The sequence below is a fragment of the Myceligenerans pegani genome (assembly GCF_014892515.1).
In the GTDB taxonomy this organism is placed as follows: domain Bacteria; phylum Actinomycetota; class Actinomycetes; order Actinomycetales; family Cellulomonadaceae; genus Myceligenerans; species Myceligenerans pegani.
The window spans coordinates 130378-146278 of the sequence record NZ_JADBGR010000054.1 but is presented as its reverse complement, the minus strand read 5'-3'; the positions used below and the strand labels follow the sequence as shown (position 1 = coordinate 146278).

The 15901-nt window shown below is 72.2% G+C and carries 16 protein-coding genes and 1 tRNA gene; 9 read left to right on the top strand and 8 right to left on the bottom strand.

The window, feature by feature from the left end; translation table 11 throughout:
- The coding region (locus IIE03_RS04795; RefSeq protein WP_318842807.1) for a PAS and ANTAR domain-containing protein at nt 1–724 on the top strand (724 nt) is incomplete at its 5' end.
- Between the two features lie 10 nt (nt 725–734).
- Here IIE03_RS04795 and IIE03_RS04790 read toward each other — a convergent pair.
- From IIE03_RS04790 to IIE03_RS04780, 3 genes are all read right to left on the bottom strand, one after another.
- Nucleotides 735–1370, bottom strand: coding sequence for a PAS and ANTAR domain-containing protein (locus IIE03_RS04790; protein ID WP_192861595.1), 636 nt, complete (start codon nt 1368–1370; stop codon nt 735–737).
- A gap of 146 nt (nt 1371–1516) precedes the next feature.
- Nucleotides 1517–2029 (bottom strand): Dps family protein, encoded by a 513-nt coding sequence (locus tag IIE03_RS04785; RefSeq protein WP_192861594.1) that lies wholly within the window; start codon nt 2027–2029, stop codon nt 1517–1519.
- Nucleotides 2030–2153: 124 nt separating this feature from the next.
- Nucleotides 2154–2795 carry a TetR/AcrR family transcriptional regulator gene (locus IIE03_RS04780; protein WP_192861593.1) on the bottom strand — a complete coding sequence of 214 codons (642 nt, stop codon included), beginning with the start codon at nt 2793–2795 and terminating at the stop codon, nt 2154–2156.
- Nucleotides 2796–2864: 69 nt separating this feature from the next.
- Between IIE03_RS04780 and IIE03_RS04775 the strand changes: the two genes are divergently transcribed.
- From IIE03_RS04775 to IIE03_RS04765, 3 genes are all read left to right on the top strand, one after another.
- Nucleotides 2865–3497, top strand: a complete 633-nt coding sequence (locus IIE03_RS04775) for an anthrone oxygenase family protein (RefSeq protein ID WP_192861592.1) — start codon at nt 2865–2867, stop codon at nt 3495–3497.
- Between the two features lie 9 nt (nt 3498–3506).
- Nucleotides 3507–3839, top strand: a complete 333-nt coding sequence (locus tag IIE03_RS04770) for a TfoX/Sxy family protein (protein ID WP_192861591.1) — start codon at nt 3507–3509, stop codon at nt 3837–3839.
- Between the two features lie 385 nt (nt 3840–4224).
- Nucleotides 4225–5007, top strand: a complete 783-nt coding sequence (locus IIE03_RS04765) for an isocitrate lyase/PEP mutase family protein (protein WP_192861590.1) — start codon at nt 4225–4227, stop codon at nt 5005–5007.
- A 15-nt stretch (nt 5008–5022) separates the two neighbouring features.
- Here the strand turns inward: IIE03_RS04765 and IIE03_RS04760 are convergent, their stop codons facing one another.
- Entirely contained in the window at nt 5023–5640 is a 618-nt protein-coding gene (locus IIE03_RS04760) for a GNAT family N-acetyltransferase (RefSeq protein ID WP_408632825.1), read from the bottom strand.
- Nucleotides 5641–5692: 52 nt separating this feature from the next.
- The gene (locus IIE03_RS04755; protein WP_318842806.1) at nt 5693–6904 is read right to left on the bottom strand and encodes an AI-2E family transporter; all 1212 of its coding nucleotides are present in this window, start codon (nt 6902–6904) and stop codon (nt 5693–5695) included.
- A gap of 204 nt (nt 6905–7108) precedes the next feature.
- Here IIE03_RS04755 and IIE03_RS04750 point away from each other — a divergent pair, with 204 nt between their 5' ends.
- The 4 genes from IIE03_RS04750 (at nt 7109) to IIE03_RS04735 (ending at nt 10457) form a co-directional block, all read left to right on the top strand.
- A complete protein-coding gene (locus tag IIE03_RS04750; protein ID WP_192861588.1) occupies nt 7109–8467 on the top strand; it encodes an extracellular solute-binding protein in 1359 nt (452 codons plus the stop codon).
- An 11-nt stretch (nt 8468–8478) separates the two neighbouring features.
- Nucleotides 8479–9345, top strand: coding sequence for a carbohydrate ABC transporter permease (locus IIE03_RS04745; RefSeq protein ID WP_192861587.1), 867 nt, complete (start codon nt 8479–8481; stop codon nt 9343–9345).
- On the top strand, nt 9345–10241 hold the full coding sequence (locus tag IIE03_RS04740) for a carbohydrate ABC transporter permease (protein ID WP_192861586.1): 897 nt from the start codon (nt 9345–9347) through the stop codon (nt 10239–10241). Before IIE03_RS04745 ends, IIE03_RS04740 begins: the two co-directional genes overlap by 1 nt.
- Nucleotides 10242–10371: 130 nt before the next feature.
- Nucleotides 10372–10457, top strand: a tRNA-Leu gene (locus IIE03_RS04735).
- A gap of 266 nt (nt 10458–10723) precedes the next feature.
- Here the strand turns inward: IIE03_RS04735 and IIE03_RS04730 are convergent.
- The gene (locus IIE03_RS04730) at nt 10724–12001 is read right to left on the bottom strand and encodes a hypothetical protein (RefSeq protein ID WP_192861585.1); all 1278 of its coding nucleotides are present in this window, start codon (nt 11999–12001) and stop codon (nt 10724–10726) included.
- Nucleotides 12002–12095: 94 nt separating this feature from the next.
- Here IIE03_RS04730 and IIE03_RS04725 point away from each other — a divergent pair, with 94 nt between their 5' ends.
- Nucleotides 12096–13568, top strand: a complete 1473-nt coding sequence (locus IIE03_RS04725; protein ID WP_192861584.1) for an NAD-dependent succinate-semialdehyde dehydrogenase — start codon at nt 12096–12098, stop codon at nt 13566–13568.
- A gap of 6 nt (nt 13569–13574) precedes the next feature.
- Here the strand turns inward: IIE03_RS04725 and IIE03_RS04720 are convergent, their stop codons facing one another.
- On the bottom strand, nt 13575–14312 hold the full coding sequence (locus tag IIE03_RS04720) for an ABC transporter ATP-binding protein (protein ID WP_192861583.1): 738 nt from the start codon (nt 14310–14312) through the stop codon (nt 13575–13577).
- A 2-nt stretch (nt 14313–14314) separates the two neighbouring features.
- Nucleotides 14315–15739 carry an ABC transporter permease gene (locus IIE03_RS04715; RefSeq protein ID WP_192861582.1) on the bottom strand — a complete coding sequence of 475 codons (1425 nt, stop codon included), beginning with the start codon at nt 15737–15739 and terminating at the stop codon, nt 14315–14317.
- Nucleotides 15740–15901: the final 162 nt, after the last annotated feature.

The following is a 15901-nucleotide window of genomic DNA, read 5'->3' as shown; positions in this document are numbered from 1 at the left end:
CTTTGTGTTTTCATCCGAGGAGGGGATCGTGACGTCTGTGCGGCCTTCGGGCGATTCTCCGTTGGAGGGGCGGGTGGAGGAGGCGTTGGATGGGGGGAGTCGGCCGCCGGTGGGGCGGTATCGGTTGGATCTGGTGTCGGGGGAGTGGGCGTGGTCGGATGAGGTGTATGTGATGCATGGGTTCGAGCCGGGTCAGATCGTGCCGACGACGCCGTTGATGTTGGCGCACAAGCATCCGGAGGATCGGGCGCGGTTTGATGGGGTGTTGCGGCGTGCTGCGGAGACGGGGGCGACGTTCAGTTCGGTGCATCGGATCGTGGATGCTGGGGGTGGGACGCGGACGTTGGCGGTGACGGGTCAGGGGCGGCGTGATCCGGCGTCGGGGCGGGTGGTGGAGTTGGTGGGGTATTTCATTGATGTGACGGATTCGCATCGGGTGGCGGCGCAGCGGGATGCGACGGCGTCGATTCGGGCGTCGGCGGAGCGGCGTGCGGTGATTGAGCAGGCCAAGGGGATGGTGATGGTGGTGTATGGGGTGGAGGAGGCTGAGGCGTTCGAGGTGTTGCGGGAGGTGTCGAATCGGACGAATGTGGCGGTGCGGGATCTGGCGGATCGGTTGGTGGGTCTGATTGCGGGGCCGGGGGTGACGGTGTTTCCTACGCGTGAGGTGATCGACGCGTTCTTGAAGGACCCGGACAACCCCGAACCACCCACCGACCTCTGAACCGTTCCCGTCAGGAGCGGAGCAGCCGGGGCAGGACGTCGGACAGGCAGTAGTCGCGGCCCGCCTCGCGGGCGCGGGCGACCAGGTCCTGCGAGACCTCCTGGACCGAGACGCCGGTCACCTCGGACTCGTTGCGCAGCACGCCGAACGCGACGTCGTCGTCCACGTCGAGCAGCATCGCCACGACTCCCTTGGCCTGCTCGATGTCCCGGCGGCCGCGCGCGACGGCCCGGACGGAGGCGTCGGCACGCTGGGCCGCGAGATCCTCGACCGTGCTCGTCAGGTCCCGTACGTACCCGGTGAGCTCGTCGGACTCGCCGGTACGCTCGGGCTTGATCACGCCGACGATCGAGATGATGCGGTCGTGCCCGCCGGCGTCGACGATGCGGTGGACCGTGGAGACGGGCTCGTGGGTACGCTCGGCTCGTTCGAGGATGCCCTGCACGCGCTCGCGGTCGTCCGGGTGGGTGTGCGCGAGGACGACGGCGGTGCTGGGAATCACCTCGGCGGGTTCGAAGCCGTGGATGCGATAGGTCCGGTCGGACCACCACCATCGCTCGGTGGCAAGGTCCGCGGCGAACCGCCCGGCGGGCTCGCCCGTGGCTCCGGGCCGACCCGCGATCCTGGTGGGGTTGAGCTCGTGCATGGGTCGTCCTCCATCGACAGCGCACATCGACTGCTGACTGGCCCCTGCTCGACCACCTTGCCAAGGTACCCACGCCGGCGGAAAGAAATCGAGGATCTCCCTCGGCGAGGGACGAATCACCACACGGCCGTCACATCCGCACCCCGTTACGTCTCGGGGATCACGCCCGAGGCGGACTCCAGGTGGGCGCGGACGAACCAGTGGAACATCTCGAGGTCGTGCAGGTGGCCGATGAGCAGGTCGTTGGTGACGTCGTCGACACCCGCCGTCTCGTCGGCCGCCTTGCGGTGGAACGTGATCACCGAGTCGTAGACGCCGTCCAGCGCGGCCAGGTGCTCGATCGCCGGGGCGCGTCCGAGCTTGTAGTCCTCCCAGCTACGGGCCGCGACGAGGGCCCCCGGGGTGCCGACGGGGACGGAGCCCAGCGTCGCGATGCGTTCGGCGATCTGGTCGACCATGGCGCGTACCGCGTCGACCTGGGGGTCCAGCATCTCGTGAACGCCGATGAAATGCGGGCCCACGACGTTCCAGTGCACGTGCTTGAGGGTCAGGTGCAGGTCGTTCAGCGCGTGCAGGCGTGCCTGGAGGATCTCCGCGACCTCGGCGCCCTGCTCGGGCGTGAGGGACGGGACGGTGTAGCGGGGCAGCTTCGGGGACATGGTGGGTCCTCTCTTCCGGCCTTCTCGGCGGACCGACGACGGCGGCCCGGGTCAGCTCCGTCCATCGTCATGCGGGTGCTCTCGGGTCGCCACCGCACAGGCCGACGCCGGGGCGAGCGTGACGTCAGGAGACGACGCCGGCCAGCTGGAAGAACCGGTCCACCGCCTGCTCGGCGTCCGCCCTGATCCGCGCGGGGCCGGGGGCGGGCTCGCCGAGGAGGACCCTGATCTGCACGTCGCGGACCACCAGCCCGTACAGCAGCTGGAAGGCCGCCTCGGGGTCCTGCGCGTCGATGATCTCCCGCTCGTGCAGTTCCCGGAGATATCGCGCGACGATCGGCCCCACCCGGTGGCGCCCCTCTCGCAGCAGTACCTCGGCCAGCGTCGGGGAACTCATCGCGGCGCGGTTCAGTACCACCGAGTCCCGGCCGGTGAGCAGCGTGAGCTGGGCGGCGGCGTAGGCGGTGAGCGTCCGCCGGGCGGACTCGGCCGTCGGGGTCCGCGCGACGGCGAGCACGTGCCCCACCCGTTCCGCGGCGGCCTGCGCGTTGGTCGAGACCACGGCCGCGAGCAGCCCTTCCTTGCCGCCGAACCACGAGTACAGCGTTTCCTTCGAGGCCCCGGCCCGCCGCGCGACGTGCTGCATGGTCGTGCGCTGGTACCCGCGCTCGGCGACGACGTGCACGGCGGCCTCGAGAATCTCCCGCCGCCGCCGCGAGCGCTCCTCCGAGGGAAGGCGGCCTCGCGCGGGGTTCGTCGTCGACATGTTGACAAGCGTACCGCTGCGTTCGGATACTGGATCCGAACGCAATCGTTCGGTTCCCCGGGAGGCTCGATGTCCGCGATCAACCCCCACGCCGTCGCCGCCGCGAAGGACGCGGCGCCGTCCGCGTCGTCCCCGGCGGCCGTCGCCGCCGTCACCGCGGTCCTGTTCGGCGGCGCGATCTTCGGGTTCTTCTACGCCTGGACCTGTTCCACGATGTGGGGGCTGGACGCGACCGATCCGCGCGTGGCGATCACCGCGATGCAGGCGATGAACGACTCGGTGCGCAACGCCGTCTTCTTCCCGGCGTTCTTCCTCACGCCTGCGGTGATGGGTCTCGCGGCCGTGCTGTGCCTCCGCGAGAGGCGACGGCGCTCGGCGGTCCTGCTGTTCGCCGCGGCCGTCGTCTACCTCCTGGGCGGTCTGGTGCTCACCATGGCCGTCATCGTCCCGATGAACGGTTCGCTCGCCGCCGTCGTCGTCCCGGAGGATCCTGCCGAGGCCGAGCGGATCTGGACCGGCTACTCCCAGCCGTGGCAGGCGTGGAACGCGGTGCGCGCCGCGCTCAGCGGGGTCGCGCTCCTTGCCGCCACGCTCGCGGTCCTGCACCTGCGGCACCGCTCCTCCGCCCCCGGCTCGACGGCGGAGGGAGACGCACCGGCTGCGACCCGTCCGGCCGGGAAGGCCGGCCCGGCGCAGGCGTAGCCTCGGACCATGGCATACGACGTGGCCCTCGCGGACGAGATCCGAGCCGCTCTCGACGGAAGCTCCGGGATCACCGAGTGGCGGATGTTCGGCGGGCTCTCGTTCCTGGTCGACGGGAATCTCGCGGTGGCGGTGCGGGGCTCGGGCGGGATCCTGGTGCGCGTCGGGGCAGACGCCGCCGACGACCTCCTGCGCACCACGCCTGCCCGCCAGGCGGTGATGGGCGGGCGCGTCATGACCGGATGGCTCGACGTCGACGCCGACCACCTCGGCACGGAGGAGGAGGTCTCGGCGTGGGTGCGGAGGGGCGTGGACTTCGCCGGTTCCCTGCCGCCGAAGTAGGCGCGGACGAACCGACGCGGCCGGGTCACGCTCGAAGGACCAGCTACCGCGGCACGTGGCGGGTCTGGCTGAACGTGCCCTTGCCGAAGGCCAGCACATCGGGTGTCGAGCGTGGTCTCCGCGTCGTTCATGATCGTGCTCCTCGGTCGTCGGGTGAGAGGGAAGCGTCCGGTCCCCTCCTGGACGCCGTGCCACGGTCCGCCCGTGGCGCCGCTGATCCATACCAGGTCCGACGGGCCGGCCCCGCGGAAGTCATCGCGATCGGTACCGGTCAGGTCGAGGTCGCCGGCCGCCGGCGAGAAGGCTGCAAGCCCGGCGCCTCGCCGGGCCGGTGCGGGAAGGCTGCAAGCCCGGCGCCTCGCCGGGCCGGTGCTACGGTCCCGGCATGACCTCCTCGTTCCTCGACCTGCATCGTCCCGGCGACCCGCTGCTCCTGGGCAACGCGTGGGACGCGGGTTCGGCCCGCATCCTCGCCGAGCTCGGGTACGCCGCGATCGCGACCACGAGCAGCGGGTTCGCCGCCACCCTCGGCCGGCCCGACAGCAGCGTCTCGCGCGACGAGGCCCTCGGCCACGCCGCCGTGCTCGTGGCGGCGGTCGGCATCCCGGTCAGCGCCGACCTGGAGAACGGCTTCGGCGACACGCCCGACGACGTCGCCCGCACGGCCGAGGGTGCCCGTGGCGCCGGGCTGGCCGGCTTCTCGATCGAGGACTACACGGGGCGCGCCGGCGACCCTGTCTACGACGCCGCGCTCGCCGCCGAGCGGATCGCCGCCGCGGCCGAGGCGTCCGGCGACCTCGTGCTGACCGGCCGCTGCGAGAACTACCTGCACGGCCGTCCGGACCTGGCGGACACGATCGCGCGGCTCCAGGCCTACCAGGAGGCGGGCGCGGATGTGCTCTACGCCCCCGGGCTCACTGCGATCGACGACATCACGGCCCTGGTGGGCGCCGTGGACCGGCCGGTCAACGTGCTGCTGCGGCCCGGCGGGCCGTCCCCGGCCGAGCTCGCGGAGGCCGGCGTCGCGCGCATCTCGGTCGGCGGCACGTTCGCCTGGGCCGCCTACGCCGGTCTCGTCGAGGCGGCCGGGGAGCTGCTGGCCGGGCGGACGGGATTCCAGGAGCGTGCCGGGGCCGCGAAGGCGGTCATCGACCGGGCGCTGGCATGAGCCCGGCCGCCCGGATCAGGTCCGCAGCACCGCCGGGTCGGGCCCCGTCCACTGCTCGTTCGGCTCCCGCGGGTCCTCGGGCAGCAGCGTGCCGATCCAGGCGTCCCGCCGTTTCCCCCGCTGCAGGCCGTAGCGGCGGAGCGTGCCCTCGACCCGGAACCCGACGTTCCATGCCACCCGGCGCGACCCCCAGTTCCCGACGTACGCCACCCAGGTGATCACGGCCAGCCCCAGCCCTTCCGGGTCGAAGCCCCAGTCGACGACGAGCCGCGCGGCCTGGGTCGCGAGTCCCTTGCCGCGGGCGCCGGGGGTGGTCCAGTAGCCGATCTCGGCCGACCTCTCCTCGTCGGGCGCCCCCGCGCGGCCCTCGAAGTGCAGGCCGACCATGCCCAGCAGGGGCCCGTCCGTGTCTCCGGGCTCGCGCACCGCCCAGTTGAACTCGCTGCCGCGAGCCCAGCCGTCGGGCACGAACCGTCTCACGAAGAGTTCGGCGTCCGACCGCAGGTACGGCGACGGCACGACGGTCCAGTCCGAGATGTCCGGGTCCTGGCAGGCATCCATGATCGTGTCGACGTCGTCCTCGGTGGGGACGGACAGCCGCACGGTCTCGTTGGCGAGGACGAAGGGTTCCACCCGCATACCCTGCCACAGACGGCACCCTGCACAGCCACACTGACCTGCACATTCATGTGTCGGTATGCACCCGCGCGGTGTCCGACGGCGGCCGTGGTTCGTCGGTCACCGGCGCGGGCTGCCCGCCCGGTGCGGGCTCGCCCGGTGGCGTGTCCGCGCGAGCGGCGTCGCCGTCGTCGTCGAGGTCGCCCGAGGCCCGGCGCCGCAGCGCGCTGAAGACGGCCCACGCGACCGCGACCAGGGGCACGGCGACGACGGCGCCGAGGACGCCGGCCACCAGCGTTCCCGTGGTGACCGCGAGCGCCACCACGACCGGGTGCAGGGAGACCTGCCTGCCCATGATGAGCGGCTGCAGCACGTGGCCCTCGAGCTGGCCGATGCCGGCGATGCCGAGGATGACGAAGAGCGCGGTGAGGGGCCCCTGGGCGGCGAGGGCGACGACGGCGGCGATGATCATGGCGAGGGGCGCGCCGATGATGGGGATGAACGTGCCGATGAACACCAGGACGGCCAGGGGTGCGGACAGGGGGACGCCGAGGATGGCGAGGAAGATGCCGGCGAGGATGCCGTTGGTGATGGCGACGATGACGGTCCCGCGGGTGTAGCCGGAGAACGTGTACCAGCCCGCGCCGGCGGCCTCGCGCCAGCTCGCGCGGTGGGCGGCGGGGATCTGGGCGAGGAACCAGCGCCACATCGTCGCGCCCGACGCCAGGAAGAAGACGGTGAGGAAGATGGCGAGCGCGAGCGCGGCGAACGCCTCGACCACGGAGCCGGCGCCTTCGGCGGCGCGGGCGGCGAGCTCCTCGCTGTTCTCGCGGACCCAGCCGGACAGGTCGGTTAGCCACTGGCTGCGTTGGCCGACGTCGACCTCGAACGGGCCGGGCAGGGACTCGACGATCGCGACGAGCTGGTCGACGCCGCTGCTGAACTGGAGTGCGAGCCGTTCCCACTGCCCCGCCACGGACGCGACCACGTAGGTGAGCAGGCCGCCGACGACGACCACGCCCGTGAGGATCGCGAGGGCGGTGGCGAGCGGCCGGGGCATGACGCGCTCGTAGAGGTCGGTGACGGGGTTGAGCACCGCGGTGATGACCAGGGCGAGGAAGAGCGCGACGAAGACGAGCTGTACCTGCCAGGTCAGCCAGAACACGGTCGCGACGGCGGCCAGCAGCACGATGAGCCGCCACGACCAGCCCGCCCCGGTGCGCAGCCAGCTCGGGACCGGGTCACCGGCGGCTGGATCAGCGGGATTCTGCGACGTCACTACGACAGTGTGCCGCACGGGCCGGGCGGCGGCAGGCGCGCGCGCCCGGTGCGGGCGATCCTGCACGACCTCGCCACCGCCGGCGCACACCGCCGGGCTGACAGCGCTGACAAATGGGTCTTGACTCCGTCACGTCCGAGGTGAATTGTGAACCTCAGCCCGCCTGGCGGCGTCGCCGGGCACCGCACGACGCAAGGGAGCCTCATGCGCACGGCATCAAGCCTCACCCGAGTCCTCGCCGCACCCGTCACGGTCGCACTCGCCCTGCCGCTCGCCGCGTGCGGCACCGGCGGGAGCGGGTCCGGCGACGCCACGATCACCGTCGCCTACCAGAAGTTCGGCAACTTCACCCAGGCCGACGAACTCTTCAAGAACGTCAAGGCCGACTACGAGGAGGCCAACCCCGGCATCACCGTCGAGCTCGTCCCCATCGAGGCGGCGCAGAACGACTACTTCACCAAGCTCGCCCTGATGAACCGGTCGCCCGCCACCGCCCCCGACGTCATGTACGAGGACACGTACATGATCAAGTCCGACGTCGAGGCCGGGTACCTGCTGCCCCTCGACGACTACCTCGCGGAGTGGGACGAGTGGGACCAGTTCGTCGACAGCGCCAAGCAGGCCGGCCTCGGCGACGACGGCAGGACCTACGGCGTGCCCATGGGCACCGACACCCGCGGCCTGTGGTTCAACAAGGACGTGCTCGCCGAGGCCGGCCTGCCCGCGGACTGGGCGCCGTCGTCGTGGGACGACATCCTCGAGGCCGCCCGGGCCATCAAGCAGTCGGACCCCGACGTGATCCCGTTCAACATGTACTCGGGAAAGCCCATGGGCGAGGCCTCCGTGATGCAGGGCTTCGAGATGCTGCTCTACGGCACGGGCGACACCCTCTACGAGGACGGCAGGTGGGTGCTGGGCTCGCAGGGCTTCGTCGACTCCCTCGAGTTCATCGAGACCGTGTTCTCCGAGGGCCTCGCGCCCACCCCGCAGCAGGCACTCGACACCAACATCGGCAACACCGTGCAGGCCGAGTGGCTGCCCGACGGCAAGGTCGGCATCGCCCTGGACGGGTCCTGGCTCCCCGGCAACTGGCTCGAGTCCGGCGTCGCGCCCTGGCCCGAGTGGTCCGAGAAGATCGGCACGGCCGCCATGCCCACCCAGAACGGCGCCGCCCCGGGCGCCGTGAGCATGTCCGGCGGCTGGACGCTCGCCGTCGGCGCCGGCACCGAGGTCCCCGACGAGGCCTTCGAGTTCGTCGCCACGGCCCTGAACCGGGAGAACTCCCTCTGGTTCGACGTCGCCAACAGCCAGATCGCCGTCCGCACCGACGTCGCCGAGGACCCCGAGTACACCGAGTCCAACCCCACCACCGGATTCTTCACCGACCTGGTGGACGTCACCCACTTCCGGCCCGCGACGTCGGACTACCCACAGGTGTCCAACGCCATCATGGTCGCGATGGAATCCGTCATGACCGGCCAGCAGACACCCGAGGAGGCCGCCGCCGTCTACGACGAGACGGTCGCCGGCATCGTCGGCGACGAGCACACGACCCAGGGCTGACCGTGGCCGTCATGTCCCGCGGCGCGGCGCGGGCGGTACCGCTCGCGCCCGCCGTCGCCCTGCTCGCGCTGTTCATGCTGGGCCCCGTGGTGTGGTCGTTCTACGGCTCCTTCACCAACACCGCGCTCACCGGGCCCACCGCCGCGAACCCCGAGTGGATCGGCCTCGGCAACTACGCCGGCCTGCTCGCCGACCCCGACTTCCCCAAGTCGCTCTGGCTCACCGTCGTGTTCGTCTTCGCCTCCGCGGTGGTCGGACAGAACGTGCTCGGCCTCGCGCTCGCCGGACTGCTCCGCTCGGCCGTGCGGCCCGTGCGGTCGATCGCCTCGACCGTCGTCGTCGCCGCCTGGGTGCTGCCCGAGATCGTCGCCGCGTTCGCCGCCTACGCGTTCTTCCACGCCGACGGCACGCTGAACGCCATGCTCGCCGGCATCGGCGTCACCGGACCCGACTGGCTCTACTCCACCCCGATGCTCGCCGTCGTGCTCGCCAACATCTGGCGCGGCACCGCCTTCTCGATGATGGTGTACTCCGCGGCGCTCGCGGAGGTGCCGCCGGATCTCACCGAGGCGGCGCAGCTCGACGGCGCGAACGGCGCGCAACGCCTGGCCTGGGTGACGCTGCCGGTCATCCGGCGCAGCATCTCGACCAACCTCATGCTCACCACGCTGCAGACGCTGTCCGTGTTCACGCTGATCTACGTGATGACCGGCGGCGGCCCGGGCACGGACAGCTCGACCCTGCCGATCCTGGCCTACCAGGAGGCGTTCAAGTTCGCGCAGGTCGGCTACGGCACGGCCATCGCGACGGTGATGATCGTCGTGGGCGGCGTCTTCTCCGTGATCTACATCCGCGCGCTCCGACCGGAGGTGGACTGATGGCCGCGACGACGACGGAAGCCGCCGCGAAGCGGACCGGGCGCGCGCCGGGAGCCGCCGCCCCGCTCACGGGACCACGCCCCAGGGCGACCAAGGTGGCCGCGAACCTCGTCCTGCTGGTGATCACCCTGTGCTTCCTGCTGCCGACGGCGTGGGTGGTGTTCGCGTCGCTCGACGCCGAGGCGACGCTCTCGTTCGGACTGCCCGAGGCCGTGACGACGGCGAACTTCTCCGCGATCATGACGCCCGAGCTGACGTGGCGGCCGCTGTGGAACGCGTTCGTGCTGTCGTTCGGCTCCGGGGCCATCACCGTCGTGGTCGCCGTGCTCGCCGCCTACCCGCTGTCGCGGTACCGCATGCGGTTCGGCCGGTACTTCCTGTACACGGTGCTGTTCGGCACCTGCCTGCCGATCACCGCGGTCATGGTGCCGGTGTACTCGCTGTTCGTGCAGCTCAACCTGCTGGACTCGCTGCCCGGGACGGTCTTCTTCATGGCGGCCACGTCGCTGCCCATGGCGATCTGGATGACCAAGAACTTCATGGACTCCGTCCCGGTCTCGCTCGAGGAGGCCGCGTGGACCGAGGGCGCGTCAGCCATGCAGGCGCTGCGCCGGGTCGTGCTGCCGCTCATGCGGCCCGGGGTCGCCGTCGTGTTCATCTTCGTTTTCGTGCAGGCGTGGGGGAACTTCTTCGTCCCGTTCGTGCTGCTGCTCTCCCCGGAGAAGCAGCCGGCGGCGGTCAGCATCTTCGCGTTCTTCGGGCAGTACGGCAGCGTCGCCTACGGGCAGCTCGCCGCGTACTCGTTGCTCTACGCCGCGCCGGTGCTCGGGCTGTACGTGCTGGTCACCCGGATCTCGGGGTCGGCCTTCGCGCTGGCGGGGGCGGTGAAGGGGTAAGGGTGGGCCGTCCGCCCGGGCCGGCGGGAGCGGCACAGGTCACACCCTTATCGATGCGAGGTCCACGCCCGGTTCGTGCTATGTTTTTCCAGCACCGGAACGGAGCCGAGAGGTCCGGGAAGGTCCACCTGTCCGGGTGGCGGAATTGGTAGACGCGCTAGCTTGAGGTGCTAGTGCCCGTATTAGGGCGTAGGGGTTCAAGTCCCCTCTCGGACACTCGACACCAGAGACCACCATGGCCTTGCGGCCCATGGTGGTCTCGTTGCTTCTTGTGAGGGCGGAGCCCCCACACCCCCGACCGCGAGATCGCTGTGGCCTGTCGGCCCTGGCGGTCTCGTTCGTTTCTGCAGTGCCTCGAACGCCTTGATGTACTCCTCGGCCTCGGGCACCGTGTAGCGGTGCTCGCGGGAGACGATCTCGATGCACACGAGGTCGTCGTCCATCTCGAACATGTGGGTGGGCATGAAGTCGGTGGCACCCGACTACCAGACCGACAGCTCCGTCAGGTCCAGTGCGCGCCCCTGACCGTCGTGGGTGCAGACCAGGGCCGCGCGGACCGGGCGGTCGACGCGGACCGGGTACAGCCCGGAGCCCGACACCGCGTCCGGATCGTCGCCCGGATCGCGGCCCGCCGCGACGGAGTACACCACCCGGTGGTCGGCGTCGAGCAACTCGACGGCGTCGTCCCCCCGGAGCGGGAACGGGGTGCGGAGCACGACGAGGCTCACCTCACGGGGCTCCGGCAGCCGCACGCAGGCCCGAGGGGCGGGCTCCGCGCACGGGTCGGCTGCGTCCGCCGTCGGGCCCCCGTCCGTCGGCCGGCTGGCTGCGGCGTCCGGGCCGGCCGAGGCCGGCGCACCGGTCGCGCAGGCCGAGGGGAGCGCCACCGGGTCCCGGTCCTCCGTGTTGCCGTCCGTGTACGGGCACGGCGACGCCGCCGGCTCCAGCCGGCCGGACCCCGCGTCCTCCACCAGGCACGGCGCGCCCCGGGACGGCGGGGTGAGCTCCGGCAGGGGAACGCCGGCGCTGCGGTACGCGGTGTCGAGCGCCTCGCCGTCGAACCGCGTCGTCGTCCGGGCGACCACCCGCAGCTCCGACGGCACGTCCGCGTACACGCGCGCGTCCACGCTCGCCGTCGTGGCCTCGGCGTCCGCGGAGACCACGTGCGTCATCGGGGTGCGGCCCGCGGTCTCGGCGACGATCGTCGTGTACGTGGTCGTCCCGTCCGACGGCACGTCCGCGAGCGCGGGCCAGGCGACGTCGAGCCGCCCGCCCTTGCCGGTCACGGCCACCTCCGGGTCCCAGTACACGAGGTCCGGGACGCGCCGCGGGACCTCGTCCGACGCCGGGAGGGAGAGGGTGGTGCCCGGGCCCGAGGCGGGGCCGTCGGAACCGAGCTCCGCGTCGACCCGGAGTCCGGGGGCGTCGCGCAGCTCGTCCTGGTCCGCCGACCACAGCCCCTCGCCGTCGGGCCGCGTGCGCACGGGATCGCACAGCGTGGGGATGAGGCAGGCGAGCCCGAGCGTCCCGATCGCCAGCAGCACCGTGCCCAGCGTGTTCCGGTCCGTGACGGCCACCTCCACCGTCGAGCGCGGCGCCGACGCGCCGTCGGCGTGCATCACCCGGCCGTACAGCACCCCGGTCGGCTGCGGCGACGGAGCGGGGTCGCCCCGCAGCGGGGCGGGCGGGCGATCCAGCCCGCACGCGGACAGCGCGAACGTGACGACGAGGGCAACAGCGACATATTTCGTCAGGCGCACCGTCGGAGGCTAGCAGCAGGCCTGGCCCCGCGAGCGTCGATATCCTGATCGTTGCCGGGCCGCCCGCCGCGCGAGACGAAGGAGTCCGAACCCGATGACCGACCTCCGCCAGACCGAGCTCCTGGCCACCGTCCCCGATCGGCTCCACATCGGCGGCCACTGGCGTCCCGCCACCGGCGGCGCCCTGCTGGCGGTCACCGACCCCGCCACCGGCCACGTCATCAAGAACATCGCCGACGCCACGCCCGCCGACGGACTCGCCGCCCTCGCCGCCGCGCACGACGCCGCCGGGCGCTGGGCCCGCACCGCACCGCGCGAGCGGGCCGAGATCCTCCGGCGCGCCTTCGACCTCCTCGCCGGACGCGCGGAGGACGTCGCGCTCCTCATGACCCTGGAGATGGGCAAGCCCCTCGGCCAGTCCCGCGGCGAGGTCACCTACGGCGGCGAGTTCCTCCGCTGGTTCAGCGAGGAGGCGCCCCGCGTCGCCGGCCGCTACGGCGTCAACCCCGAGGGCACCGGCCGCATGATCGTCAGCCGGCACGCGGTCGGCCCGAGTTACCTCATCACGCCCTGGAACTTCCCGCTCGCCATGGCCACCCGCAAGATCGCGCCGGCGCTCGCGGCCGGGTGCACGGTGGTGATCAAGCCCGCGGAGGCCACCCCGCTCACGACCCTCTACCTCGCGCAGATCCTCGCCGACGCGGGCCTGCCGGCGGGCGTGCTGAACGTGGTGACGACGTCGGCCCCCGGCCCGGTCTCGGAGGCGATCATCCGTGACGAGCGGCTGCGCAAGCTCTCGTTCACCGGCTCCACGGCGGTCGGGCGCCTCCTGCTGGAGCAGGCCGCGGGTCGCGTGCTGCGCACCTCCATGGAGCTGGGCGGCAACGCGCCGTTCGTCGTGTTCGACGACGCCGACCTGGACAAGGCGGTGGAGGGCGCGCTGGCGGCGAAGTTCCGCAACATCGGGCAGGCGTGCACGGCGGCCAACCGGTTCCTCGTGCACCGGCCGGTCGCCGAGGAGTTCACGGAGCGGGTGACCCGGCGCGTGGCGGAGTTCCGGATGGGGCCGGGAACGCAGGAGGGCGTGACGATCGGGCCGCTGATCGACGACGCGGCGGTCACCAAGTCGGCGACGCTCGTGCGCGACGCCGTGGAACGCGGGGCGCGCCTGCGCGTGGGCGGCGAGCCCGTGGCGGGGCCGGGGTCGTACTTCCCCGCCACGGTGCTGAGCGACGTGCCGCCCAGCAGCGACCTGCTGCGTGAGGAGATCTTCGGCCCGGTGCTCGCCGTCGTCCCGTTCGACGACGAGGACGACGCCGTCCGGCTCGCCAACGACACCGAGTACGGCCTGGTGTCCTACGTCTACACGCGCGACCTCGCGCGCGGGCAGCGCATGATCGAGCGGCTGGCGACCGGGATGACGGGGCTCAACATGGGCGTGGTGTCCAACGCGGCCGCGCCGTTCGGCGGGTGGAAGCAGTCCGGCCTGGGCCGCGAGGGCGGCCTGGAGGGCATCGGCGAGTACCTCGAGACGAAGTACACGCTGACGCCGGATCCGTTCGCATGACCCGGGTCACGTCCGCGCCAGCCGTCCTCGCCTGAGCCGGAGCACCTCGTCGGAGGCGTCCGCGACCTCGCGCGAGTGGGTGACCACCACGACGCACTTGCCGCCGTCGTGCGCGAGCCCGCGGAGGATCGCGATGATGTCGCTCGCGGTGGCCTCGTCGAGGTTTCCCGTGGGTTCGTCGGCCAGGAGCACGTCGACGTCGCAGGCCAGCGCGCGGGCGATCGCGACGCGCTGCTGCTGGCCGCCGGACAGCTGCAGGACGCTGCGGCCGCGGTCCTCGGGAGCGATGCCGAGCTGGTCGAGCAGGTCGTGCGCGTGCTGCCGGCGCCGTCGCCGGCGGGATCCGGTGATCTCCATGGCCGACGTGACGTTCTGCACCGGGTTCAGGTAGGTCAGGAGGTTGGCGGACTGGAACACGGTCGCGGCGTGCCGGCGGCGGTAGGGGGCCAGGCCGAGCGCGGCCAGGTCCTGCCCGCGGAAGCGGACGGTGCCGGTCGTGGGCTCGTCGAGTCCTCCGGCCAGGGACAGCAGCGTGGTCTTGCCGCTGCCCGACGGTCCGACGATCGCGGACATCCGTCCCGCCTCGAAGCCGTGGCTCACCTCCTTCAGGACGGCGCGGCCCCGTGCCCGGCCGGGAGCCGGGTAGGTCTTGCCGACCCCCACCAGCTCCAGCAGGGGAGCTGTGGACGGTGGCGGCTGGTCGTCGGTGGTCGCAGGTGTCGTGATGGTCGTCGTGGTGGTCATGGTCAGTCGCCCTTCGTGAGGATCTGGCGGGGTTCGAGCCGGAGCACGCGGTAGCCGGGAAGGAGGGTGGCGCCGACGGCGATGCCGAGACCGGCGGCGGTGACCGCGCCGACGTCGGCCGGGGTGAGGCGGACGTCGAGCTCGTCGATCGGCTCGTGCTCCGGTTTCGGCTGCTCAGGGCCGCCCGCGGTACGGGCGAGGCCGTCCTCCGGCCCGGCCCCGGCGGAATCCTCGTTGGCGGTGACCTCCGCGGCGAGGAGGCCGCCGCCGGCGGCCTGCGCGAGGGCGTGGCTGGCGGGCACGGACGCGGCGACCGCGACGAGCGCGCAGGCGGCGATCTCGACGAGGTGCTGCCCCAGCAGGCGCGGCTTGCGCTCGCCGAGGGCGAGCAGGACACCGAGCTCGTGGCGGCGGTCGCGCAGCGAGCCCGCCACGATCAGCGACAGGATCGCCAGGCCGGCCAGGGACACGAGCCACACCGTGAGCGAGGCGATGCCGGCGGTCCGGGAGATGGGGCCGGTCAGCTGCTCGAACTGCGTGTCGTTCAGTCGCAGGGGGAAGAGTTCCGGGTCGAGGCCCAGTGCCTCGGCGTCCGCCCGCAGCTCCTCGAGGGCAGACGGGTCCGTGAGCGTGTACGTCGCCTCGTGGACGACGGCGCCCTCGTCGGTGGGACCCGTCGCGGACAGGCGTCCCGCGCCGGCGGGCGTCGTGTAGACCTGGTTCCCCGGCTCGGCGATCGCGGGCACGTAGTTGCTGCGGGAGGTGGCGTCGCTGACGTAGATGCCACCGACGGTGAACTCCACCGGTTCGCCGGGGGTCCCGTCCCCGGGGAGGGAGCCGATCGTCGTCGTGTCGCCGACGGCCAGGCCGTTGGCCTCGGCGAGGCGTTCCTCGACGAGGACGACGTCGTCGGCGGTGTCCGGGCCGATCGGCGCGCCGTCGACGAGGCGTGACGAACCCGTGCGGAACACCGGCATGGCCGCCGAGTCCCGGACGCCGTCGACGCGGAGGAAGTCTCCCTGGGAGGTGTCCGCCCCGGGCGGCGGTTCGGCGGCGCGGTACAGCTCCAGGTCGCCGCCCGGCTGCCCGGCCGACTCCACCCGGTAGCTGAACCCGGTCACCGCCGGCGACGTGCCCAGCTCCTCCAGCAGATCGCTGCGCAGTTGCAGGTCAGGGCCGATCATCTGGCCGGTCCCGCTGCCGTCGCCGCCCAGCTTTCCGGACTCCAGTGCCGCGTTGATGTCGAGCGACATGGTCGCCACGGCGCCGATCTGCTCCTGCGCGGCGGCCGCGGCCCGGTCGGCGGCGGACCGGATCAGCTGCCCGGACAGGACGAGCGTGCAGATGACGAAGAACAGGCCGGTCATCAGCGCGGTTCTGCCGGGTGCGGCGGTCAGGCGCCACCACGCCCGTTTGAACATGTTCATCGGATGGTGCTCCCAGGTGATGCTGCGAAGGTTGTCGCCGCCGACGCTAGGGAGGAGGCGGTATGGCGGGCGTTCGACGGCGGACGGGCCGGCGCGGGTCCTCGAACGCGGCTCATACACCCGCGCTGATAGGCAGGTGCCGGCACGTGGAGCGGCGCGAGG